This window comes from Serratia sarumanii (genome assembly GCF_029962605.1).
Classification (GTDB): Bacteria; Pseudomonadota; Gammaproteobacteria; order Enterobacterales; family Enterobacteriaceae; genus Serratia; species Serratia sarumanii.
Genome location: NZ_CP124750.1, coordinates 3,576,337 through 3,600,072, shown reverse-complemented (window position 1 = coordinate 3,600,072; position 23,736 = coordinate 3,576,337). Strand labels below are relative to the sequence as shown.

Sequence of the window (23,736 nt, the reverse complement as noted above, 5' to 3'; positions counted from 1 at the left end):
AGGGCTTTTATCTCGTCACTCGGGGCAAGGGAGGGGGCTATGTATCAGGCAACGGTGGGCCAACGCGGCTATCGCTTCGGCGATCTGCGTCAACTGATGGCGAAGGCTTCGCCGGCGCGTTCCGGCGATTATCTGGCGGAGGTGGCGGCGCACAGCGCCGAAGAGCGCATGGCGGCGCGCATCGCGCTGGCGGACTTGCCGCTCAAGACGTTCCTGCAGCAGGCGCTGGTGCCGTACGAACAGGACGAGGTGACGCGCCTGATTATCGACGGCCACGATGCCGCCGCCTTCGAGCCCATCTCGCACCTCACGGTCGGCGATTTTCGCGACTGGCTGTTGAGCGAGCAGGCGGACAGCGCCATGCTGGCGCAGGTGGCGGCCGGCATCACGCCGGAGATGGCGGCGGCGGTGAGCAAGATCATGCGCAATCAGGATCTGATTTTGGTGGCCAAGAAGTGCCGGGTGGTGACGCGCTTTCGCAATACGATTGGCCTGCCGGGCCACCTCAGCGTGCGGCTGCAGCCCAATCACCCGACCGACAGCCTGCAGGGCATCGCCGCCAGCATGCTGGACGGCCTGTTGTACGGCAGCGGCGACGCGGTGGTCGGCATCAATCCGGCCAGCGACAGCCTGCCGCTGCTGGAAAAGCTCAACTACATGCTGGACGACGTGATCCAGCGCTTTGCCATTCCCACCCAATCCTGCGTGCTGACCCACGTGACCAACACGCTGCGGCTGATAGAGCGCGGCGCGCCGGTGGATCTGGTGTTTCAGTCGATCGCTGGTACCGAAGCGGCCAATCGCGGCTTCGGCATTAATCTGGCGCTGCTGGCGGAAGCGCAGCAGGCGGCGCTGAGCCTCAGGCGCGGCACGCTGGGCGACAACGTGATGTATTTCGAAACCGGGCAGGGCAGCTGCCTGTCGGCCAATGCCCATCACGGCGTCGATCAGCAAACCTGCGAGGCGCGCGCCTATGCGGTGGCGCGCCATTTCTCGCCGCTGCTGATCAACACCGTGGTAGGGTTTATCGGCCCCGAATACCTGTATGACGGCAAGCAAATTATCCGCGCCGGGCTGGAGGACCACTTCTGCGGCAAGCTGCTCGGGCTGCCGCTGGGCTGCGACGTCTGCTACACCAACCATGCCGAAGCCGATCAGGACGACATGGACACGCTGCTGACGCTGTTGGCCGCCGCCGGGTTAACGTTCCTGATCGGCGTGCCGGGCGCGGACGACATCATGCTCAACTACCAAAGCACGTCGTTCCATGACGCGCTCTATATCCGCGAGCTGCTGGGGCTGAAGCACGCGCCAGAGTTCGCCGCCTGGCTGGCGGCGATGAACATCACCGACGAACGCGGGCGGCTGCGCGATGCTGCCGCCAATCATCCGCTGTTGCTGGCGCTGCAGGGAGAACGCACATGAGCAAACCGGTTCACGCCAACAGCTGGGACGCGCTGCGCGCCTTTACCGATGCGCGCATCGCGCTGGGGCGCACCGGCGCCAGCCTGCCGACTGACGAACTGCTGCGCTTCGGCCTGGCTCATGCCCAGGCGCGCGACGCGGTGCATCAGCCTTTCGACAGCGAGCGGCTGGCGGCGGATCTGCACGATGCCGGTTGGCCCACGCTGGCGGTGCACAGCCAGGCCGCCGACCGCGCCGCCTATCTGCGCCGGCCGGATCTGGGGCGGCGGTTGGCGTCGGATAGCCGCAGCCTGCTGCTCGGTTCGCCATCGCGCCGCGTCGATCTGCTGCTGATAGTGGCGGACGGCCTCTCCTCCAAGGCGGTGCACCGCCAGGCGCTGCCGCTGCTGCAGGCGCTGCGGCCCTATCTCGATACGCTGGGGCTGACCGTTGCGCCGGTGGTGCTGGCGCATCAGGCGCGGGTGGCGCTGGGGGATGAGATCGGCGAATGCCTGCAGGCCCGGGCGGTGGCGGTGCTGATCGGCGAACGGCCGGGGCTGTCGTCGCCGGACAGCCTGGGTGTCTATATGACCTGGGGGCCGAACGCGCACAGAACGGACGCCGAGCGCAATTGCATCTCCAACGTGCGCCCCGAGGGGCTGGATTACCCGCAGGCGGCGTTCAAATTGGCCTGGCTGCTGGAGCAGGCGTTCCAGCGCCGGCTGACCGGCGTCGAACTGAAAGACGAGAGTGACAACCCGGCGCTGCGCGGCCGGGTAACGCCGCTTTACCCCCAGTTGGGCGGCTGACCGAGGGTTTGCTGCAGCAGGGCGGTGAAGGCCGCCAGCCGGGCGGACACCTTCGCCATCGGGCGCAGCAGATAGATGCCTTGCTGCTCATGGCGCGGATCTTCGAGCATCTGCACCAGTTGCCCGTGCTGCACGTCAGGCCCCACCACCCAGTTGGGCAGAAAGGCGATGCCGAGCCCGAGCAGCGCGGCCTGGCGCTGCGCGGTGAAGTCGTCGCAGCGCAGCGCCATGGTGCAGCGGTTCATCAGCGCCGCGTCGAGGATCTGCGCCCAGCAGGCCGGCTGCTGCTTGTGGTAGCGGGCGATCAGCCGATGCTGCGGCAGCGCTTCCAGATCGGCCGGCAGGCCATAGCGGGCGACGTAGGCGGGGCTGGCGCACATCACCCAGCGTTGGGTGGCGATGCGGCTGGCATACAGCGCGCTGTCCTTCTGTTCGCCGATGCGGAGGGCGGCGTCGAGCCGCTCCTGCGTCGGATCGGTCTGGCGTTCGGTCAGATCGAGGTCGACCGACAGCTGCGGGTAGCGTTCCGCCAGCGTCGGCAGCAGCGGCAGCACATAGGTTTTGCCGAAGGTTGGCAGGCAGCTGATGCGCAGCGTGCCCTGCGGCGTTTCGTTCAGCGCGCTCAGCTCGGCGCGAAGGCCGGTGATTTCCGTCATCAGCGCGGCGGCGCGCGTCAGCAGCAGCTCGCCGGCGTCGGTCAGCAGCAGGCCACGGGTGGAGCGCACGAACAGCGCGGCGCCGAGCGCGCTTTCCAGGGCATCGATGTGGCGCACCAGCGAGGAGGGCACCATGCCCAGCCGGCGCGCAGCGGCGGAAAAGCTGCCCAGGCGGGCGACGTCGAGAAAAATTGGCAGATGTTCTACATAGCGGGCGTCATTCATTTTTGCATTATATGCAAAAGCGTTTCTTATGAATACCCGCTTCTCTGCCGGCGGCGCGGCGGCTACTCTGGCTGCGGGTTGACGACGGGCTTCGGCGCCGTCCCATCCCGGCCGCATAGAGAGAAAACGCATAAACCTCGCGGCGCTTAGCACCAAATAGCAGATGTTTTTCCCAGGCCGCGTGAGCCGCCTGCGGAGTTGATTGTCGCTCCAACACCAGATTAACCGTTCAATTTGATAACCGGTTCAGTCTTAATGATTAGTAAGCCTTTACTTTATCTCATTCTGATTTGATGCCTGGTTATCGGCCGGCCAGCCGTGCCGGTTTTTTTGTCGCCTCAGGCTGAATCGTTCCAACTGATGAACGCGCCTTGGGGGGCATCTTGGCTCACCGTCGGTGGGTCTTTTGAACGCGCGGAACCGCGGTTTCGCGCTGGTGGAGGAGTCAGTCATGAACGAAAAACACGGGTGTGCCTGTGCGCGCCATTTGGCGCAGGGTTTTGCCAGGCAGTCGATCAACGCCGGGGAGGGCGAAATCTATCAAATCTCGCTGATGAGCGCGCTCATCGACGGGGTCTACGAGGGTGAAACCACCATTGCCGAGCTGCTCAAGCACGGCGATTTCGGCCTCGGCACCTTCAATCACCTGGACGGCGAACTGATCGCTTTCGACCAGGAAATACACCAGCTGCGCGCCGACGGCAGCGCCCGGCCGGCCGGCCTGCAACAGCAAACCCCCTTCGCCGTCGTCACCTTTTTCCAGCCCAGCGTCAGCCAGCAGTTCGACCGGCCGATCACCAAGGCGCAGCTGCACCAGTGCATCGACGAGCAGGTCGCCTCGCCGAACCTGTTTTGCGCGGTGCGGGTCGACGGCGAGTTCAGCCACGTGGAAACCCGCACCGTGCCGCGCCAGGAGCGGCCCTACCGCCCGATGCTGGAGGCGATAGAAGAGCAGCCGACCTTCTCGTTCCATCAGCGGCGCGGCACGCTGGTTGGTTTCCGCTCGCCGGATTACATGCAGGGCATCGGCGTGGCCGGCTATCACGAACACTTCGTTACCGACGACCGCAGCGGCGGCGGCCACGTGCTGGACTACCAGCTCGATCATGGTCGTCTGCAGTTCGGCGTCATCACGCGTCTCAATCTTCAGTTGCCGCATGATGCGGATTTCTTGCGCGCCAACCTCTGCCCAGAGGATTTGGATCGCGCGATTCGTTCCGCCGAGGGCTAACCCCGGCGATCGTTTTCTTAGGAGGTGGAACCATGGCACAGGAAAAAACAGGCAATGACTGGCAATGCGGCGCCGATTTGGTGGTGAAAAACCTGGAAGCGCAGGGCGTCAAACACGTTTTCGGCATTCCGGGCGCCAAGATCGATCGGGTGTTCGACTCGCTGGAGGACGCGCCATCGATTGAAACGGTGGTGGTGCGGCATGAGGCCAACGCGGCCTTTATGGCGGCGGCGGTCGGCCGCCTGACCGGTAAAGCCGGGGTGGCGCTGGTTACCTCCGGGCCGGGCAGCTCCAACCTGATAACCGGGCTGGCCACCGCCACTTCGGAAGGGGACGCGGTGGTGGCCTTCGGCGGGGCGGTGAAGCGCGCCGACAGCCTGAAGCAGACGCACCAGAGCATGGATACCGTCAGCATGTTCCGGCCGGTGACCAAGTATTGCGCCGAAGTGCATGCCGGTTCGGCAATTTCCGAAGTGATCGCCAACGCCTTTCGCCGCGCCGAGTTCGGCCGGCCGGGGGCGTCGTTCGTCAGCTTGCCGATGGATATCGTCAATGAACCGGTGAGCGCGCCGGTGCTGGCCGGCTGCCGCTTGCCGCGCATGGGGGCCGCCGCGGCGGACGACATTCAGGCGGCGGTGAAACTGATCCGCCAGGCCAAATGCCCGGTATTGCTGCTCGGCCTGCAGGCCAGCCGGCCGGAGAACAGCGAGGCGGTGCGTCATCTGCTGTACCGCACCCATATGCCGGTGGTCGGCACCTATCAGGCGGCGGGGGTGATCGACGTCAACCACTTCGCCCGTTTCGCCGGCCGCGTCGGCCTGTTCAACAACCAGCCGGCCGATCAGCTGTTGCAGAAGGCCGATCTGGTGGTCAGCGTCGGCTATGATCCGATCGAATACGATCCCTGCATGTGGAACAGCCACGGGCGGCTGAAACTGGTGCACATCGACGTGCTGCCGGCGGATATCGACACCTGCTATCGGCCGGACGTCGAGCTGGTGGGCAACATCAGCGCCACGCTGAACATGATGACCGAAACGTTCACTGAGGCGGTCTGCGTGCCGCCGGAGGTGGAGCTGATCCTCACCGATCTCGGCCGCCAACGCACGGAACTGGCGGAGCGCGCCGCGCGCCGCGGCGGCATGCCGATCCACCCGCTGCGCATCGTCAAGGAGCTGCAGGACATCGTCAGCGACGACGTAACCCTGTGCGTGGACATGGGCAGCTTCCATATCTGGATCGCCCGTTACCTGTACAGCTTCCGCGCCCGTCAGCTGTTGATCTCCAATGGCCAGCAAACCATGGGGGTGGCGTTGCCGTGGGCCATCGGCGCGGCGCTGGTGCGCCCTGGCGATAAAGTGGTGTCGATCTCCGGCGACGGCGGGTTCATGCAGTCGAGCATGGAGCTGGAGACCGCGGTGCGGCTGAAAAACAACATCGTGCACGTCATCTGGGTCGATAACGCCTACAACATGGTGGAGATGCAGGAAGTGAACAAATACCAGCGCAAATCCGGCGTGGAGTTTGGGCCAATCGACTTCAAGGCCTACGCGGAATCCTGCGGCGCGGTCGGTTTCGCCGTGCAGTCGGTGGACGATCTGCGGCCGATGCTGCGCAAGGCGATGGCGATCCAGGGGCCGGTGGTGGTGGCCATTCCGGTCGACTACGCCGACAACTATAAGCTGATGGCGCAGATGAACTTCAGCCAGATGATTTAATTTCATTATCCTCGCGCCGTTTCACCGGGCAGGCCGCATGCGCGCCTGCCCGTTTTTATGCGCGGAATTTGTCCTTTACATCGCTAACCGCATGATTTATTGCTAACCGTTGGGCTGTTTTTTCACCACTGGGGATAGCGCAATGAAAAGAAAAGCAATAACGATCGGGCTGCTGGCGTTGGCGATTGCCGGCGGCGCGCGGGCCAATACGCTGGTCTACTGTTCCGAAGGCTCGCCGGAAGGCTTCAACCCGCAGCTGTTCACCTCCGGCACCACGGTGGACGCCAGTTCGGCGGCGATCTACAACCGGCTGGTGGACTTCAAACCCGGCACCGTCGAGCTGCAACCCAGCCTGGCGGAAAGCTGGGAGGTGAGCGAGGACGGCAAGCGCTATACCTTCCACCTGCGCAAGGGCGTGGCATTCCAGAGCAATAAATATTTCACGCCCACCCGCGATTTCAACGCCGATGACGTTATCTTCTCGTTTATGCGGCAAAAGGACGCCAACAACCCGTATCACAAGGTCTCCAACGGCGCCTACACCAACTTCGAGTCGATGGAGTTCGGCACGCTGATCGACCGGATCGTCAAGGTGGACGACAACACCGTGCGCTTTGAGCTCTCCCGTGCCGAGGCGCCGTTCGTCGCCGATCTGGGCATGTACTTCGCCACCATTTTTTCGGCGGAATATGCCGACGCGATGCTGAAGGCCGGTACGCCGCAGCGGGTGGACAACGATCCGATCGGCACCGGGCCGTTCCAACTGGTGCAGTATCAGAAAGACGCGAAAATCCTCTACAAGGCGTTCGATCGTTACTGGGAAGGCAAACCGAAGATCGACCGGCTGGTGTTTTCGATCACGCCGGATGCGACGGTGCGTTACGCCAAGCTGCAAAAGAACGAGTGTCAGGTGATGCCGTTCCCCAATCCGGCGGATCTGGCGCGCATGCGGCAGGACGGCAACCTTCAGGTGATGGAAAAATCCGGCTTGAATATCGGCTTCCTGGCGTTCAACACCCAGAAGAAACCGTTGGATAACGTCAAGGTGCGCCAGGCGTTGGCGCTGGCGGTCAACAAGCCGGCGATCATCGAGGCGGTGTTCCACGGCGCCGGCCAGCCGGCCAAGAATCTGCTGCCGCCGACCCAGTGGGGCAGCAACGCGCAGCTTGAAGATTACCCGTATTCGCCGGAGCGGGCGAAGCAGCTGTTGCAGGAGGCCGGGCTGGGGCAGGGGTTCGACATCGATCTGTGGGCGATGCCGGTGCAGCGGCCCTACAATCCCAACGCCAAGCGTATGGCGGAGATGATCCAGGCCGACTGGGCCAAGATCGGCGTACGCGCCAAAATCGTCACCTTCGAGTGGGGCGAATATTTGCAGCGGATTAAAAACGGCGAGCATCAGACCGCGCTGATGGGCTGGACCACCGCCAACGGCGATCCGGACAACTTCTTCGGGCCGCTGTTCACCTGCGCTTCGCTCGGCGGTTCGAACTCGGCGAAATGGTGCTATAAACCGTTCGACCAGCTGATCCTGCAGGCGCGCGAAGAGAACGATCACGCCAAGCGGGTGGCGATGTACCAGCAGGCGCAGGTGATGATGCACGATCAGATGCCGGCGCTGATGATCGCGCACTCGACCATCTTCGAACCGGTGCGCAAGGAAGTGAAAGGCTACGAGATTGACCCGTTCGGCAAACACATCTTCAAGCAGGTGTCGCTGGAGAAATAAAGCAGGGCGCCGCGGCAATGCGGCGCCCAAAGGTTTTACCAGCTGTAGCTGACCGTGGCGGTGACGGTGCGGCCGCTGCCGTAGAAACAGGCGTCCACGCCGCCGCAGGACGAAACGTAATGCTTGTCGGTCAGGTTGTTGACGTTAACCTGCAGCGCGGCGCCTGCCAGGCTCGGAGCCACTTCTGCCAATTCGTAGCGCGCCATCCAGTCATACAGCGTAAAGGCCGGCACTTTGTAGGTGTTGGTCGCATTGCCTTGGCTGGCGCCGTTGTAGCGTACCCCAGCGCCTGTGGAGAAGCCTTTCAGCGGCCCTTGCAGGAAGCTGTAGGTTCCCCAGGCGGAGGCGGCGTGCGTCGGCACCATCACCAGCGTCTTGCCGCGCTGATCGTCGACATAGGTTTCTTTGGTAACGATGTCGGTATAGGTGTAGGCCGCCATGAGCGCGATGGCCGGGGTGAGCTGTGAATGCACTTCGGCTTCCAGCCCCTTGGAGCGCACTTTGCCGATCTGCTCCTTGTATTTGGTTACCGGGTTGGTGGAGCTGACGTTTTTCTGCGTCAGATCGAACAACGCCAGCGTCAGCAGCGTGTTGCTGTTCTTCGGCTGGAATTTCACGCCGATTTCGGTTTGTTCACCGGTGGTGGGCTTGAACGGATCGGTGCCCGGCGCGCCGGTATCGAGGTTGGGTTCAAACGATGTGCTGTAGCTGATGTACGGGGCAATGCCGTTGTCAAAGGCGTACAGCAGGCCGCTGCGGCCAGTCAGCTTGGTGTCGTTTTGCTGACTGTCGCTGGATCTCAACATGTCCTGAGTGCGCAGCTCGGTCCAGTCGTTGCGCAGCGACAACAACAAATTCCAACCGCCGTAGCTCATCTGATCCTGCAGATAAACGCCGAGTTGGTCCAGCACCTTGCGGTTATCGGTGACCTTCGGCAATGCGCTTTCGTTGACCGGCATGCCGTAAACCGGCCGAGTCCAGTCGAGGAAATAGCCCGCGCTGTCGCCGCGCCAGTTTTGGGTATTGACCTTGCTCCACTTGTAGTCAAGGCCGGTCAACACGCTGTGCTCGACGTCGCCGGTGCTGAATTGCGCTTTCAGTTGGTTATCCAACCCCAGCTCATGGGATTTGACGATATCTTTTTGCGGACGGCGCTGCAGCAGCGTGCTGTTTTTGGCTTGCGACATGAACACCAGATATTTGTAACGTTCATCCACCGTGGTGTAACGCATGTTCTGCTGGAAAGAGAAAACGTCGTTAATATAGTGCTCGAAGATATAGCCGAACGAGGTTTGTTCGCGGCGAGCCTGATTGAAACCGGGATCGCTGACGTTGAAATCATACGGCAGATAGCCGGCGCTGCTTTTGATCGCCACGCCGGAGGTCGGCAGGAAGTTGCGGTAGCCGTTCTCCGGTTCCTTTTGATAGCTGGTCAACAGGGTGAACGTCGTGTCTTCATTGGCGATATAGGTCAGCGCCGGTGCGATGGCGAAGCGTTTTTCCTTGTGATCTTTGATACCGGTCTCTTTGGTGCCGGCGATGCCGTTAAGGCGATACAGCAGTTTGGCATCTTCGTCCAATGCGCCGCCGAAGTCGAAAGCGGCCTCTCCTTGATGCAGGTTGCCCGCGCTCAATTGCAGTTTGCGAATAGCCTGGGCGACGGGCCGCTTGCTGGTCATCGCCACCAGCCCACCCGGGTTGGCCTGGCCGTACAGCACAGAAGCCGGGCCGCGCACCACCTCAACGCGTTCAAGCAGCCAGGGGTCGATCTGGCCGCTTTGATAGCTCAGGCCGTCCAGATATTTTGGGGCGTAACGAAAGCCGCGTACGATCACTTCGTCGCTGCGGTTAGAGGTGCCGCGGTATTCCGCCACGACGCCGCTGGAGTATCGCAGCGCCTGAGCGACGGAAGCCGCATCCTGCTGATCCATTTGATCGCGCGTGACGACGGTGATGGCCTGCGGCGTTTTTACCAACGGCGCGGCGCTTTTGGTTCCCGCCGCGCTTTCTTTGGCGACGATGCCCTGCAGCGGCGCGGTGACGTTTTCCTGTGCGCCGGCGACGACGGTGATATCACGCTCAACGTTGTCGGTTCCGGCCTGTACGCCCGGCGCCAGCAGCATGGCTGAGGTCAGCAAGAGCTTGGCGACTGGGTGACGCAGAGGTTGATTGGCGGTATTTTGGGGGTGTTCTGACATTTTTCATCCCTTAAAAAACAATTTTATATCAAGCTATTGCTGTCTTTTTTCATTTGGCGCCGCCGAGAAGGGCTGCGCAGTTCCTTGCCATAAATGAACGGTGGACGAATCGCTTACCGTTTTGCAGAGCCACGCTTCGAAGTGGCCTTGTTGACCTCAGGCGCGTTGATTTATAATTGGTTACATTTTATTGAAAATACAAATAATTCTCAATACCATTTGCATTATTCAAGAAAACAAAAAACGCCGGGTGCGGTGAACAGGGGAAAAAGGAAAAATGCATTCGCTTCATGCCGATGGCCTGGTGCTCAACCTGCTGCAAAGGCCCGATCTCGGCGGAGAAGATTGGTGGCGTCAGGTCGCGGAGTTGGGAACGCCGCTCGTCGAATCGCTGCCCGCAGCGCAGGTGCGCGTTACCTTTTTTTGGCGCGACCCGTGGGGTGATGAACGGCGCTCGCCGATTAAAAAGGTGTATGTCGATATCAACTGCGTGACCGACCATCACAGCCCTTCGCCACAGAGTCTGGAACGCCGGCCGGGTAGCGATATTTGGTGGTGGCAGTTCACTGTTCGCGAAGATTGGCGAGGCAGTTACAGTTTTATACCCATTGAGACGGCGCAACTGCCGCCCGCTTTTACCGGCGATGCGGCTCAGCGTCGGCAGCAGCAGCGTCAGTGGTGGTGTTCGTTGTTTCCGTTGATGCGCCATGATCCGCTCAATCCGGTGGCGCCACACTGCAGCAGCCGCGGCTTCCCGTTGTCTGCGATACATTTGCCGGCGGCGCCGGATCAATCAGCGTGGCGGGCGTTGGACGCCGGGCAAGCATTGCCCGCCGCGTCTGGGCGTTTGCAGCACTTCTTTTGGCACAGCGAACGATTGGCTAACCGACGCAACATCTGGCTGTACGCCACCGGCGCAGGGGAAGACCGCCCGTTAGTCGTACTGCTGGACGGGCAATTTTGGCTGCATGGCATACCGATTTTTTCCGCACTGGACGCCGAGACGCTTAACGGAAGGCTGCCGTCGGCGCTTTATCTGTTTATCGACGTGATAGACATGGCGCGGCGTGCGGAAGAATTGGCCTGCAATGCGGCTTTCTGGCGGGCGGTGCAAGAGGAGCTGCTGCCGCAGGTGGCGGCGCGTGCGCCTTACAGCGACGATCCGCAGCGCACGGTGGTGGCGGGGCAGAGTTACGGCGGGTTGGCGGCGTTGTATGCCGGGTTGCATTGGCCGCAGCGTTTCGGCTGCGTATTGACCCAGTCGGGTTCTTTCTGGTGGCCGCATATTGAAGCGATGATTAACCCGGCTGAGGAGTATGACGCCGACGTCGGCTGGTTGACTGAACAGGTGCGGCGGGGCTTGTGCGCCGCGACGCCGCTGCGCGTCTTTCAGGAAGCCGGTGAAGGGGAGAGGGATATTCATCAGGTCAATCGCCAAATGCATCGGGCGCTGGTGGAGGCGGGGCATCGGGTCGATTATCGCGTATTCGCCGGCGGGCATGATGCCGTCTGCTGGCGCGGCGGTTTGCTCGACGGATTGCGGGCGCTGTTGGCTCCCTAGTCATGGATAAACGAAGGCCGGGCTAACCCGGCCTTTTTCATGCCTGCGGCGTGTCGCAGTGGTAGCGGCCGCGCGGGATCACCAGCGGCGTGTGGGACAGCGGATCGTCGATGATCATGCACGGCATGCCGAATACCCGTTCCACCAGCTCGGCGGTGATGATCTCCGCCGGTTTCCCCTCCGCCACGATCTTGCCGTCGCGCATAGCGATGATGTGATCGGCATAGCGGCAGGCGTGGTTGAGATCGTGCAGCACCGCGATGAGGGTTTGGCCGTGCTCGCGGTTGAGCTGGCGGAACAGATCCAGCAGCTCGATCTGATGCGCGATGTCCAGATAGGTGGTCGGTTCATCCAGCAGCAGCAGCGGCGTTTGCTGCGCCAACGCCATCGCCACCCAGACGCGCTGGCGCTGCCCGCCGGACAGCTCGTCGACGCTGCGGTCCGCCAGCTGGCCGACGTTGGTGGCCGCCATGGCGGCTTCCACCGCCTGTTTGTCGGCCTGCGTCCACTGTTTCAGCAGGCTCTGGTGCGGGTAGCGGCCGCGCGATACCAGATCCGCCACGGTAATGCTGTCCGGTGCGATAGAGGTTTGCGGCAGCAGCCCAAGCTCGCGCGCCAGCGCCTTGGTGGCGAAACTGCTGATGTTTTTGCCGTCCAGCATCACCTCGCCAGCGCTGGGTTTCAGCAGACGGCACAGGGCGCGCAGCAGCGTCGATTTGCCGCAGGCGTTCGGCCCGACGATCACTGTGAAGGCGCCGTCGGGGATCGCCACGCTCAGATCGTCAGCGATGATTTTATTGTCGTAGCCCAGCTTCAGGTGCGAGGCGTGCAGGCGGTGGCTCATGGCATTGTCATTCTTCATTATCTGCGGGCCTCACGGATGAGCAGCCAAATCAGGTACAGGCCGCCGATGCAGACGGTCACGACCCCGACCGGCAGTTGGATCGGTGCGAAAAGATGTTGGGACACCACGTCGGCGCCGATCAGCAGCGCCGCGCCCATCAGCGCCGAGGACGTCAGGGTGACCGAGGATTGGCCGGCCAGGCGGCGGGCGATCTGCGGCGCCGCCAGCGCGATGAAGGAAATCGGCCCGGCGGTGGCGGTGACGGCGGCGGTGAGGGTGACGCCGAACAGCATCAGCCACAGCCGGCTGCCTTCGGCGTTCACGCCCAGCGCGCGCGCCGTGTCGTCGCCCATTTCCAGCAGCTGCAGCCGTTTGCCCATCAGCAGCGCGGCCGCGGCCGCCAGCACGATGAACGCCGTGGCAGGCTGGGCTTTCTGCCAGGTCATGCCGTTGAGCGAACCGGCCTGCCACATGGCGGCGTCCATGGCGCGCTCCAGCGAGGCGGTAATGATCAGCCAGGTATTGGTGGAGACCAATACCGCGCTGATGGCGATGCCGACGATGATCAGCCGGAAGCCGGCGATGCCTTGCCGCCAGGCCAGCAGGTAGATGGCCAGCGCGGCGAGAATGCCGCCGGCCAGCGCGCCGCCGGCGATGTAGTAATAGCCGCCGTTGAACAGGGTGATGGCGATCAGCGCGCCGGTGTAAGCCCCCATGTTAAAGCCAATCACGTCCGGGCTGCCGAGCGGGTTGCGGATAATCGACTGGAAGATGGCGCCGCTCATGCCGAGCGCGGCGCCTAACAGCAGCGCCATGGCGATACGCGGCAAGCGCCATTGGGTAACCACGGTGACCAGATTTTTCGGCGCCTCGCCGCTGAGCGCGGCAAGGACCTGTTCCAGCGAAAGCTGCAGCGTGCCGTAGCACAGCGCGGCAACGGCCATCGCCAGGCACAGCGCCAGCAGCGAAAGGTTGACCAACAGCAGGCGCAGCGGCATGCGCCAGTTGATGACGCCGTCCGGGCGGCCGATATGCAACGTGTGGGGCAGACTCATCACAGCCCCCCCAGCGTTTTCTTGCGGCGTACCAGCCAGATCAGCACCGGCGCACCGATGAAGGCCGCCACGATGGAAACCCGCAGCTCACCGGCCGCCAGCAGACGGCCGACCACGTCGGCGCACAGCAGTAAAATCGGCGCCAGCAGCATGGAGTAGGGCAGGATCCAGCGCTGGTCGGGGCCGACCCACCAGCGGGCGATATGCGGCACCATCAGGCCGATGAAACTGATTGGGCCGACGGTGGCGGTTGCCGCGCCGCACAGCAGCGTGATGGCGATCACCGCGATGACCTGAGTCAGCACCACGCGCGCGCCGAGCGCGATAGCCAGATCTTCCCCCATGCCGATGGTATTCAGCGGCCGGGCGATGAGCAGCGTCAGCAGGCAGCCGAGCAAAATGGCGGGGGCGGTGACCGGCAGCGTGGACAGCGTGCGGATATCCAGCGTACCGGCCTGCCAGAAGCGCAGTTGGTCGAAGGTTTGCGGATCGATCAGCGACAGCCCGGTGGTGATGCCGAGCAGCACCGCGCCGATCGCCACGCCGGCCAGCGTCAGCCGCACCGGGTTGATGCGCCCGCCCGCCAGCGTGCCGATCAGATAGACCAGCAGGGTGGTGAGGGCGGCGCCGACAAAGGCGTAGGCCATATAGCTTTCGGTGGTGGCGGCGCCGAAAAACATGATGCCGATGACCACGGCGAAGCTGGCGCCGGCGTTGATGCCGAGCACGCCGGGATCGGCCAACGGATTGCGCGTCAACGCCTGAATCAGCGCGCCGGCGGCGCCGAGCGCCATGCCGGCCAAGATGCCCGCCAGCGTGCGGGGTACCCGGGCGTTGAGAATGATGGTGCTGTCGGAACCGCTCGCGGCGCCCTGCAGGCTGAGCCAGACGGTATGGAAGGGGATGGCTTTGGAACCCAGCATCAGGCTGGCAATGATGCACAGCAGCAACAGCGCCAAGCCGATACCGAACCCGGCGATGCGTTTGAAGCCACTGGCGTAAGCTGCGTGCGGTGCGGACGAAAGCGTCCGCTCAGTCGGAGTGGGTACGTTCACACCGGTAACTCCTGTATGATTTTTATTCTCATTGTTATTTGCGTTCATGCGGGCGCTAATAGTAGCACGAGTTTACGCCCGCATGCACCCGCCGGTTGGTGGCGCAGGTGCGGTGACGATGTTAATAACTATTGATATTTCAATTGATTGAATGTGAACGGTTGCCCTGTTTATGGCAAACGTCGGCAGGAGGCTGGCCTGCCGACGGCGTGGTTCAGGGCTTTTTGAACAGCCGTTCGATTTGGTTCAGCATGTTGGTGGCGCTGTAGTAATCGAGACGGAAAGTGTCGTTGCCGACGGCGTAGACGTGCCGCTGTTCCACCGGCTCCAGATGTTTGAGGAATGGGTTGGCCAGCACCTCTTGCACTTTGCGCTCGTTGGTGGCGAACAGGATCAGCGTTTTGCCGTTCAGGCCTTCGGCCATTTTTTCGCCGGAGATCTGGATGATGTCATGGCGTTTACCCATGCTGGTGTTGCCTTTGGCGCTTTCCGGCGGGGTGGCCAGCTGGAAGCCGAGCTGGGTCAGCAACTTGCCCTGGGCGGAACCCGGCGTCCACAGCATGGCCTCGCGGCCGTTGTCGGCATACACCAGCGGAGTGGTCGGCTGCGGCGGCAGCGCGATCGCCTGCTTCACTTGCTCCACGCGCTGTTCGAAACGATCCTCCGCCTGTTTGGCGCCGGCTTCATGGCCGGTGATCTCGCCGAGCTCGCTGGCCAGCTGCTGCCAGCTTTTGTCGCCATAGTCGAGCACCAGCGTCGGCGCAATGGCGGACAGCTGGTCATACAGCTTCAACGCCGAATCACCGCCGGTGGCGGCGACGACGATCAAATCCGGTGCGGCGGCGGCGACGGCTTCGGCATTGGGCTCCACCTGATACAGCCGTTCGACGTGGCGCTGTTTGGCCACTTCGCTCCACTGGGTAAAGAAGCCTTGCTTATCGGCCACCAGGGGATTTGGGCTGGTGGCGGCGCTGGCGACCACCGGGGCGTCAATAGCCAGCAGCGTGCCGGTGATGGTGACGCTGGTGGACACGATGCGCTGCGGTGGTTTTTCCAGCGTGAATTTCCCTTTGGCGCTGTCGATGGTGCGCGGCCAACTGCTGTCGGCAACGGGGGCGGACGGTTTCTGCCCGTCGCTCTTGTCGTCCGGGCCGCAGCCGCTGAGCAGCAGGCTGGAAGTGGCGATAAATGCAATGAACAGCTGGCGTAAGGATAGGGTCATGAGCGGGCTCTTTCTTTCCTTGAACTAAGGCTTATCAATCCGGCGACGGATTGGCTGCGTGGTGGATGCCCGCTAATTTACCATCCAAGCCGGCAAAATGATAACCATTCGTATCTCAGCGTGTGGTGAATGAAGAAGAAAGGGATATCGATCGGCAGAAACGAAAAAAGCGCCAAAAGGCGCTTTTTTCTGAATTGGTGGGTCGTGCAGGATTGATTCGGCCTTTGGCCTCACCCTGCGGGCAACGCTGCGCGTTGTCGTATCGCTGCGCGATGCTCGAACCTCTACGGTTCTTCATCCTTCACGACTCGGTAAACTATGCCTGCGAGAAGATGAAGTCAGAGTTGGGTGGCGCAGAAACGAAAAAAGCGCCAAAAGGCGCTTTTTTCTGAATTGGTGGGTCGTGCAGGATTCGAACCTGCGACCAATTGATTAAAAGTCAACTGCTCTACCAACTGAGCTAACGACCCGCAGAAGTGGTGGGTGATGACGGGCTCGAACCGCCGACCCCCTCCGTGTAAAGGAGATGCTCTACCAACTGAGCTAATCACCCACTTCAGGACTTCCAGGCACTGCTAAACGAGAGAATGATGGTGGGTGATGACGGGCTCGAACCGCCGACCCCCTCCGTGTAAAGGAGATGCTCTACCAACTGAGCTAATCACCCTCATTCGTTCTCATTTTTCTCAACAAGATGGTGGGCGATGACGGGCTCGAACCGCCGACCCCCTCCGTGTAAAGGAGATGCTCTACCAACTGAGCTAATCGCCCCGTCTTGTTGGAGTCGCATTATAGGGATAGTTCAAAGTGAGTCAACGGTTTTTAAAATGATTTCAATCGTTCGCCGCAAATTTAGGCAGGGCGCGATAATTATCGCCAGCGGCGCCGATTCTTTGCGCAACGCTATGCGAAACTCGCCGCAAAACGCGCGAAATCGACCGGCGCAATATCGTGTCGGCGTTGAGGAATTAGCGCGTGGTGTTACAATGTCGTCCACTCTTTTTTCAATTCCGAGCAATCGTCGGCAACCGCCGACACGCGTTGCGTAATAAGGCAGTGAACCCAATGAAAATCAAAACCCGTTTTGCACCGAGCCCGACCGGCTATCTTCACGTCGGCGGCGCGCGTACCGCACTTTATTCCTGGTTGTTCAGCCGCCATGCGGGCGGTGAGTTCGTTCTGCGTATCGAAGATACCGATCTGGAACGCTCCACCCAGGACGCGATCGACGCAATTATGGATGGCATGAACTGGTTGAACCTGGATTGGGATGAAGGCCCGTATTTCCAGACCAAGCGTTTCGATCGTTACAACGCGGTCATCGACGAGATGCTGGAGCAGGGCACTGCCTATAAATGCTATTGCTCCAAGGAACGTCTGGAAGCGCTGCGCGAGAAGCAGATGGAAAACGGCGAGAAGCCGCGCTACGACGGCCACTGCCGCGACAGCCAGTGCAGCCACACCGACGACGAGCCGCACGTGGTGCGCTTTCGCAACCCGCAGGAAGGCTCGGTGATTTTCGACGACAAAATTCGCGGCCCGATCGAATTCAGCAACCAGGAGCTGGACGATCTGATCATCCGCCGTACCGATGGTTCGCCAACCTATAACTTCTGCGTCGTCGTCGATGACTGGGACATGGAAATCACCCACGTGATCCGCGGCGAAGACCACATCAACAACACCCCGCGCCAGATCAACATTCTCAAAGCGCTGGGCGCGCCGGTGCCGGAATATGCACACGTGTCGATGATCCTCGGCGACGACGGTAAAAAACTGTCCAAGCGTCACGGCGCCGTGGGCGTTATGCAGTACCGCGACGACGGCTATCTGCCGCAGGCGCTGCTGAACTACCTGGTGCGTCTGGGCTGGTCCCACGGCGATCAGGAGATCTTCTCCATCGATGAGATGAAAGAGTTCTTCACGCTGGAAGCGATCAACAAATCCGCCAGCGCGTTCAACACCGAGAAGCTGCAGTGGCTGAACCACCACTACATCAACCATATGCCGGCGGAAGAAGTGGCGGTGCATCTGGCGTGGCACGTTGAGCAACTGGGCCTTGAAACCCGCAACGGCCCGGAACTGAAAGACATCGTCAAGCTGCTGGGCGAGCGTTGCAAAACGCTGAAAGAGATGGCGGAGTCCTGCCGCTACTTCTATGAAGACTTCAGCGAGTTCGATGCCGACGCCGCCAAGAAGCACCTGCGCCCGGTGGCGCGTCAGCCGCTGGAAGCGGTGCGCGCCAAGCTGGCCGCCATCACCGTCTGGACGCCGGAAAACGTGCACGACGCCATTCAGGGCACGGCGGATGAGCTGGGTGTTGGCATGGGTAAAGTCGGCATGCCGCTGCGCGTTGCGGTGACCGGCGCCGGTCAGTCGCCGGGCATGGACGTGACCGTGCATGCGATCGGCCAGAAGCGTTCGCTGCAGCGCATCGACATGGCGCTGGCTTACATCGCCGAGCGCGAAGCGCAAGCCTGATTGGCTGATGCGCCTTAAAGAAAAAGCCCCGTGGAGCGATCCCGGGGCTTTTTTTCCGCCTACACTCAATGGGCTAAAGCAAACGGTGAGGAATATTAAGGAGGCATCTTGTATAGCGTGAAACAGCAAGTGGCGCCGGTGGACGATTTTATGCGGCTGCGGCAGGTTGCCGGCCTGTCGGCGCGGCCGCGTGCGGGCGCCGAACGTGCGTTGCCCAACAGCCTGTACGGCGTGCAAATCACGTTGTCGGGGCTGGTGGTCGGCATGGGGCGTGTGGTGGGCGATGGCGGGCTGAATTTCGAGATTGTTGATGTGGCGGTCGATCCCGAACACCAGGGGAAAGGATTGGGGCGCCAGATCATGAGCCATATTATGGCCTATCTGGAACGGGCCGCACCGCAGGGTGCTTATATCACCCTGATGGCCGACGTGCCGTCGCTGTATGAAAAGTTTGGCTTCAAGCTCAGCCGCCCGGCCAGCGAAGGCATGTACCTGGTTAAGTAGAGTTGGCGCAGGCGCTGCATTTTTGCCCGAAACGAGCAATATTTCGTAGCAAACGCGCTGATTTGGCGGCTTTTTCAACGCTTGATTCAGTAATTCAATTTAGCCGTTGACAGCTTAGAGCGGGTTTCATATTATGCGCCCCGTTCACAGCACAAAGTGATTGTGGAACGGGGCTATAGCTCAGCTGGGAGAGCGCTTGCATGGCATGCAAGAGGTCGACGGTTCGATCCCGTCTAGCTCCACCAACCTTCTTCTCAGAGAGGTTGGGGAATACCGTAACGCCGGTCAACGCGTACCACTTTTGTGGGGCTATAGCTCAGCTGGGAGAGCGCTTGCATGGCATGCAAGAGGTCGACGGTTCGATCCCGTCTAGCTCCACCACCATTTAAAAAGCCGACCTCAGGGTCGGCTTTTTGCTTTTTGCTTTTCGTTTTTCACCTTCGCCAAATGTCGGCCAACAAAAAAGGCGCCCGCAGGCGCCTTGTTATCGCAGTGAGTTCGAGGCTTAGCCCAGCACCAGACCCGCGATCGAAGCGGACAGGATGCTGACCAGCGTAGAGCCGTACACCAGCTTCAGGCCAAAGCGCGACACCACGTTGCCCTGATGTTCGTTCAGGCCCTTGATCGCACCGGCCACGATACCGATGGAAGAGAAGTTGGCGAAGGACACCAGGAACACCGACAGGATCCCCAGGCTGCGCGGCGACAGTTCGGCAGACACTTTCTGCAGCTCCATCATTGCCACGAACTCGTTGGAAACCAGCTTGGTGGCCATGATGCTGCCAACCTGCAGGGCTTCGTGCTTAGGAATGCCCATGATCCAGGCGAACGGATAGAAGAAGTAGCCGAGGATTTCCTGGAAGCTCAGGCCGAAGATGGCGCTGAACACTCCGTTGAGCGCGGCGATCAGGGCGATGAAGCCGATCAGCATCGCGGCAACGATAATCGCTACTTTGAAGCCGGCCAGGATATATTCACCCAGCATTTCGAAGAAGCTCTGGCCTTCGTGCAGGTTGCCGAGGTGCAGCTCTTCTTCTTTATTGGTGTCGTACGGGTTGACCAGCGACAGCACGATAAAGGTGCTGAACATGTTCAATACCAGCGCCGCCACCACGAACTTGGCGTCCAGCATGGTCATGTAGGCGCCGACGATGGACATGGACACCGTAGACATCGCGGTCGCCGCCATGGTGTACATGCGCTTTTCCGACATCTTGCCCAGGATATCCTTGTAGGCGATGAAGTTTTCGGATTGGCCGAGAATCAGCGAACTGACGGCGTTGAATGACTCCAGTTTGCCCATGCCGTTCACTTTCGACAGCACGGTACCGATAATGCGGATGATGAATGGCAGCACCTTGATGTACTGCAGAATACCGATCAGCGCCGAAATGAAGACGATCGGGCACAGCACCTTCAGGAAGAAGAATGCCAGGCCTTTGTCGCCCATGCCGCCGAACACGAAATCAGTCCCTTGTCCCGCAAACCCGAGCAGTTTGTCAAACAGCGCGGCGAATCCTTTTACGAAGCCCAAACCCGCTTCCGAATGCAGGAAAAAGTAGGCCAGCAGTACTTCGATAACCAGTAATTGAATAACATAGCGAATGCGGATGCTTTTGCGATCGCGGCACACCAACAGGGCCAGGATCGCCACCACCACTATCGCCAACGCAAAGTGCGCAATATGGGACATGTTTGCTCCAAATTTGAGGCAGGCTGAATTTCGGCTGTCATTTTATGTAACGCTACGTTTAAAAACGAGACTTCTATTGCAAATATGGAAAATCATAGCGGGAGTTCTCCTAAAGTGTTGCGCAAAAGCATAAAAAATCAAGACGTTAAATCGGCAATAGGAAATTCGTATTCTTGTGCTAACCTGTCTTTCAGGGGTATTGCAGCCAAAATCCCATCAGAAAAGCACGGAAATCGGCAAGCTCCGCGCTGAACCCTTCGATAAAACCGTTAATGTTGGCTATTACAGAGATAAGTTTTACCGCTCTAAATGCGCTTGATAATTATTATCATTTATATAGAGTGGAGATAAACGTAATTTCAGTAAGGGTTCAACATATGCTGAACAGTCGCGTGGTTGAAACCACCTCCGGTCGCTCCGCCAGAAAAATCAAACTCTCGCTGATGGGGCCCGCCTTCATCGCCGCTATCGGCTATATCGATCCCGGTAACTTCGCCACCAACATCCAGGCCGGCGCCTCGTTCGGCTACAGCCTGCTGTGGGTGGTGGTTTGGGCCAACGTGATGGCGATGCTGATCCAGCTGTTGTCCGCCAAGCTGGGCATCGCCACCGGGAAAAACCTGGCCGAGCATATTCGCGATCGCTTTCCGCGGCCGGCGGTGTGGGCCTATTGGGTGCAGGCGGAGATCATCGCCATGGCGACCGATCTGGCCGAGTTTATCGGCGCGGCGATCGGCTTCAAGCTGCTGCTCGGCGTTTCCCTGCTGCAGGGCGCGGTGCTGACCGGTATCGCCACCTTTTTAATCTTGATGCTGCAAAAGCGCGGGCAAAAGCCGCTGGAGCTGGTGATTGGCGGCCTGCTGCTGTTCGTCGCCGCCGCTTATATCGTCGAGCTGGCGTTCTCCCAGCCGCAGCTTGCGCCGCTGCTGAAGGGCATGGCGCTGCCCGATCTGCCCAACGGCGATGCGGTATTTCTGGCCGCCGGGGTATTGGGTGCCACCATCATGCCGCACGTAATCTACCTGCATTCGTCGCTCACCCAAATCGGCGGCGAGCACGACAAGGCGGAGCGCTATGCCGCCACCAAAGTCGACGTCGCCGTGGCCATGACCATTGCCGGTTTTGTCAACCTGGCGATGATGGCCACCGCCGCCGCCGCGTTTCATTTCAGCGGCCACAGCGGCATCGCCGATCTCGACGTGGCCTACCTGACGCTGCAACCGCTGCTCGGGCAAGCCGCCGCCACCGTGTTTGGCCTGAGCCTGGTGGCCGCCGGCCTCTCCTCTACCGTGGTGGGCACGCTGGCGGGGCAGGTGGTGATGCAGGGGTTCGTGCATTTCCATATTCCGCTGTGGCTGCGGCGAGCGGTGACCATGCTGCCGTCGTTTATCGTCATCATGCTGGGGATGGACGCCACGCGCATTCTGGTGCTAAGCCAGGTGCTGCTCAGCTTCGGCATTGCGCTGGCACTGGTGCCGCTGCTGGCTTTCACCGGCAATCGGGCGCTGATGGGGGAGATGGTCAACGGCCCTGTGGTGCAAAACCTGGGCAAGCTGATCGTGCTGGTGGTGGTGGGATTGAACGGCTACCTGCTGATCGGCAGCGTACTGTAGGCGAAAATAGCGCGGGCCGGCATTGCGCCGGCCCGTCGTCGTTAATCGCGGTCGTCATCGCCGTGGCGGCGCCAACGATCGCGGTCATGATCGTGGTGGTGCTTTTTCTCTTTCTTCCAGTGGTGCTTATCGTAATGCCTGTCGTATTTACGATAGCGTCCTTCATGATAGTAATAGTGTTTGCGCCAGTAGTCGCGGTCGCGCCAGCGATAGCCGTCCCAGTAGTAACCGCGGCGGCTGCGGTCGCCGAGATAGCGCCCCTGATGGCCTTGCCACCAGTCGCGATCGCGCCAGTCGTAACCGTCCCAGTAACGGCCGCGATTGTCCCGATCGCCGATGCGCAGTGAAACGCCCGGCATCAGATCGATGCTGATCCCTTCGGCGTGCGCCTGCTGTGCGGCGGGCAGTACCGTCGTCGCCAAGATGGCGGCCAAGAGCAGAGGTTTAAACATGACTTCTCCTTTCCGCTTGCGCGGCCTGGCCGTTTGTCACTTTATGAAGCGCGTTCATCAGTTTAAAAAAGCGGCCTTATCGTTATTTTTGCTGCAATATCGGCATCATAGCGCCGGCGCATAGGGTTGAATCTGAGAGCCACTCTGAAAACGGCGACGAAGGCCAAGATTTGAGATTTTTCTGGGGTATCGCCGCTCGATTGAGCGGCGGAATTTGTAAGCGATTACAATAAGATTTTCTCGATCTGCGCGAGTTCTTCTTCACTGAAGTGGCGATTGGCCAGCATGCCCACCGCGTCTTCTATCTGCGCATTCTTGCTGGCGCCGATCAGCACCGAGGTAACGCGATCGCCGCGCAGCACCCAGGCCAGCGCCATTTGCGACAGCTTCTGCCCGCGTTGCCGCGCCAGCGCATCGAGGCGGCGCACCTTGTCCAGCCGCTCGGCGGTCAACTGCTCCGGCTGCAGGAAGCGGCTGCCGCTGGCGGCGCGGGAATCTTGCGGAACGCCGTGCAGGTAGCGGTCGGTCAGCAGGCCGCCCGCCAGCGGCGAGAAGGCGATCGAGCCGACGCCATGCTCCGCCAGCGTATCCAGCAGCGCCGTCTCCGGCCCGCGTTCCAACATCGAATACTTCGGTTGGTGGATCACGCACGGCGTGCCGAGCCGCTGCAGAATGTCGAATGCCTGCCGCGCGCGCTCGGCCGGGTAGTTGGACAGGCCGACATACAGCGCTTTGCCCTGGCGCACCAACAAATCCAGCGCCGCCATGGTTTCTTCCAGCGGCGTCTCCGGATCCGGCCGATGATGATAAAAGATATCCACATACTCCAGCCCCATGCGCTTCAGGCTCTGATCGAGGCTGGCGACCAGGTACTTTTTCGAGCCCCAATCACCGTAGGGGCCGGGCCACATGGTGTAACCGGCTTTGGACGAAACGATCAGCTCATCGCGCCAGGCCCGCAGATCGGCGTTGAGTATGCGGCCAAAGTTCTCCTCGGCGGCGCCGGGCGGCGGGCCGTAGTTATTGGCCAGATCGAAATGGGTAATGCCGCGATCGAAGGCGCAGCGGATCAGGCCGCGGGCGTTGTCGTACAGCGTGGCGTCGCCGAAATTGTGCCACAGTCCGAGCGAGACGGCGGGCAGCTTCAGCCCGCTGCGGCCGCAGCGCCGGTATTCCATGTCTTGATAACGTGAGGGGGAGGCGGGGTAGGACATAGTTATCCTTGTCGGCGAGAGGTGAAGTGCTTTGAGTGTATACGCTTTCACACCGCGTTGCCGGGGGAGCGA

Annotated in this window: 18 protein-coding genes, 6 tRNA genes and 1 other RNA gene; 11 read left to right on the top strand and 14 right to left on the bottom strand. The window is 61.0% G+C overall.

Annotation, left to right across the window (positions count from 1 at the left end; genetic code table 11):
• Window positions 1-39 precede the first annotated feature (39 nt).
• Together SSARUM_RS17125 and eutC are read left to right on the top strand one after the other, a co-directional pair.
• Window positions 40-1,425 (top strand): ethanolamine ammonia-lyase subunit EutB, encoded by a 1,386-nt coding sequence (locus SSARUM_RS17125; protein ID WP_033649833.1) that lies wholly within the window; start codon window positions 40-42, stop codon window positions 1,423-1,425.
• Complete coding sequence (eutC, locus tag SSARUM_RS17120; RefSeq protein ID WP_060430410.1) at window positions 1,422-2,213, top strand: ethanolamine ammonia-lyase subunit EutC; 792 nt, start codon at window positions 1,422-1,424, stop codon at window positions 2,211-2,213. Before SSARUM_RS17125 ends, eutC begins: the two co-directional genes overlap by 4 nt.
• On the opposite strand, the gene SSARUM_RS17115 is transcribed toward eutC, so the two are convergent.
• Window positions 2,192-3,094, bottom strand: coding sequence for a LysR family transcriptional regulator (locus SSARUM_RS17115; protein ID WP_060430408.1), 903 nt, complete (start codon window positions 3,092-3,094; stop codon window positions 2,192-2,194). The two genes, eutC and SSARUM_RS17115, sit on opposite strands and share 22 nt — an antisense overlap.
• 451 nt (window positions 3,095-3,545) lie before the next feature.
• Here SSARUM_RS17115 and budA point away from each other — a divergent pair, with 451 nt between their 5' ends.
• From budA to SSARUM_RS17100, 3 genes are all read left to right on the top strand, one after another.
• Complete coding sequence (gene budA, locus SSARUM_RS17110; RefSeq protein ID WP_033635443.1) at window positions 3,546-4,325, top strand: acetolactate decarboxylase; 780 nt, start codon at window positions 3,546-3,548, stop codon at window positions 4,323-4,325.
• 32 nt (window positions 4,326-4,357) lie between these two features.
• A complete protein-coding gene (alsS, locus tag SSARUM_RS17105) occupies window positions 4,358-6,043 on the top strand; it encodes an acetolactate synthase AlsS (RefSeq protein WP_033635442.1) in 1,686 nt (561 codons plus the stop codon).
• A gap of 142 nt (window positions 6,044-6,185) precedes the next feature.
• On the top strand, window positions 6,186-7,772 hold the full coding sequence (locus tag SSARUM_RS17100) for an ABC transporter substrate-binding protein (RefSeq protein WP_041036166.1): 1,587 nt from the start codon (window positions 6,186-6,188) through the stop codon (window positions 7,770-7,772).
• Between the two features lie 35 nt (window positions 7,773-7,807).
• On the opposite strand, the gene SSARUM_RS17095 is transcribed toward SSARUM_RS17100, so the two are convergent.
• Window positions 7,808-9,970: a TonB-dependent siderophore receptor gene (locus SSARUM_RS17095; RefSeq protein WP_060430407.1), complete on the bottom strand. Its 2,163-nt coding sequence runs from the start codon at window positions 9,968-9,970 to the stop codon at window positions 7,808-7,810.
• Window positions 9,971-10,247: 277 nt separating this feature from the next.
• Here SSARUM_RS17095 and fes point away from each other — a divergent pair, with 277 nt between their 5' ends.
• Window positions 10,248-11,531, top strand: coding sequence for an enterochelin esterase (gene fes / locus SSARUM_RS17090; RefSeq protein WP_039564863.1), 1,284 nt, complete (start codon window positions 10,248-10,250; stop codon window positions 11,529-11,531).
• 37 nt (window positions 11,532-11,568) lie between these two features.
• Here the strand turns inward: fes and SSARUM_RS17085 are convergent, their stop codons facing one another.
• From SSARUM_RS17085 to SSARUM_RS17045, 9 genes are all read right to left on the bottom strand, one after another.
• Window positions 11,569-12,375, bottom strand: a complete 807-nt coding sequence (locus tag SSARUM_RS17085; RefSeq protein WP_041038072.1) for an ABC transporter ATP-binding protein — start codon at window positions 12,373-12,375, stop codon at window positions 11,569-11,571.
• Between the two features lie 17 nt (window positions 12,376-12,392).
• Complete coding sequence (gene fepG / locus SSARUM_RS17080) at window positions 12,393-13,430, bottom strand: iron-enterobactin ABC transporter permease (protein WP_060430405.1); 1,038 nt, start codon at window positions 13,428-13,430, stop codon at window positions 12,393-12,395.
• Window positions 13,430-14,485, bottom strand: coding sequence for a Fe(3+)-siderophore ABC transporter permease (fepD, locus tag SSARUM_RS17075; protein WP_033635435.1), 1,056 nt, complete (start codon window positions 14,483-14,485; stop codon window positions 13,430-13,432). Before fepD ends, fepG begins: the two co-directional genes overlap by 1 nt.
• A gap of 214 nt (window positions 14,486-14,699) precedes the next feature.
• Complete coding sequence (gene fepB / locus SSARUM_RS17070; protein WP_060430403.1) at window positions 14,700-15,707, bottom strand: Fe2+-enterobactin ABC transporter substrate-binding protein; 1,008 nt, start codon at window positions 15,705-15,707, stop codon at window positions 14,700-14,702.
• 195 nt (window positions 15,708-15,902) lie between these two features.
• Window positions 15,903-16,026: non-coding RNA, RtT sRNA (locus SSARUM_RS17065), on the bottom strand.
• Between the two features lie 75 nt (window positions 16,027-16,101).
• A tRNA-Lys gene (locus SSARUM_RS17060) sits at window positions 16,102-16,177 on the bottom strand.
• 7 nt (window positions 16,178-16,184) lie between these two features.
• Window positions 16,185-16,260 (bottom strand) — tRNA-Val (locus SSARUM_RS17055).
• 38 nt (window positions 16,261-16,298) lie between these two features.
• Window positions 16,299-16,374: transfer RNA gene (locus SSARUM_RS17050), tRNA-Val, on the bottom strand.
• A 28-nt stretch (window positions 16,375-16,402) separates the two neighbouring features.
• Window positions 16,403-16,478 (bottom strand) — tRNA-Val (locus SSARUM_RS17045).
• 294 nt (window positions 16,479-16,772) lie between these two features.
• On the opposite strand from SSARUM_RS17045, the gene gltX reads away from it, so the two are divergent.
• The 4 genes from gltX to SSARUM_RS17025 all read left to right on the top strand — a co-directional run bounded on the left by gltX (window position 16,773) and on the right by SSARUM_RS17025 (window position 19,073).
• Complete coding sequence (gltX, locus tag SSARUM_RS17040) at window positions 16,773-18,188, top strand: glutamate--tRNA ligase (protein WP_015378659.1); 1,416 nt, start codon at window positions 16,773-16,775, stop codon at window positions 18,186-18,188.
• A 150-nt stretch (window positions 18,189-18,338) separates the two neighbouring features.
• The gene (locus SSARUM_RS17035) at window positions 18,339-18,692 is read left to right on the top strand and encodes a GNAT family N-acetyltransferase (RefSeq protein ID WP_197413420.1); all 354 of its coding nucleotides are present in this window, start codon (window positions 18,339-18,341) and stop codon (window positions 18,690-18,692) included.
• A gap of 169 nt (window positions 18,693-18,861) precedes the next feature.
• Window positions 18,862-18,937, top strand: a tRNA-Ala gene (locus tag SSARUM_RS17030).
• Window positions 18,938-18,997: 60 nt separating this feature from the next.
• Window positions 18,998-19,073, top strand: a tRNA-Ala gene (locus tag SSARUM_RS17025).
• A 124-nt stretch (window positions 19,074-19,197) separates the two neighbouring features.
• Here the strand turns inward: SSARUM_RS17025 and SSARUM_RS17020 are convergent.
• On the bottom strand, window positions 19,198-20,385 hold the full coding sequence (locus tag SSARUM_RS17020; RefSeq protein WP_004936373.1) for a NupC/NupG family nucleoside CNT transporter: 1,188 nt from the start codon (window positions 20,383-20,385) through the stop codon (window positions 19,198-19,200).
• A gap of 377 nt (window positions 20,386-20,762) precedes the next feature.
• Here SSARUM_RS17020 and SSARUM_RS17015 point away from each other — a divergent pair, with 377 nt between their 5' ends.
• Window positions 20,763-21,998 (top strand): Nramp family divalent metal transporter, encoded by a 1,236-nt coding sequence (locus SSARUM_RS17015; protein ID WP_033635427.1) that lies wholly within the window; start codon window positions 20,763-20,765, stop codon window positions 21,996-21,998.
• A gap of 41 nt (window positions 21,999-22,039) precedes the next feature.
• Here the strand turns inward: SSARUM_RS17015 and SSARUM_RS17010 are convergent, their stop codons facing one another.
• Both SSARUM_RS17010 and mgrA read right to left on the bottom strand, forming a co-directional pair.
• Window positions 22,040-22,450, bottom strand: coding sequence for a DUF2502 domain-containing protein (locus tag SSARUM_RS17010; RefSeq protein WP_048321858.1), 411 nt, complete (start codon window positions 22,448-22,450; stop codon window positions 22,040-22,042).
• Window positions 22,451-22,674: 224 nt separating this feature from the next.
• A complete protein-coding gene (gene mgrA / locus SSARUM_RS17005; protein WP_060388090.1) occupies window positions 22,675-23,664 on the bottom strand; it encodes an L-glyceraldehyde 3-phosphate reductase in 990 nt (329 codons plus the stop codon).
• Window positions 23,665-23,736 lie beyond the last annotated feature (72 nt).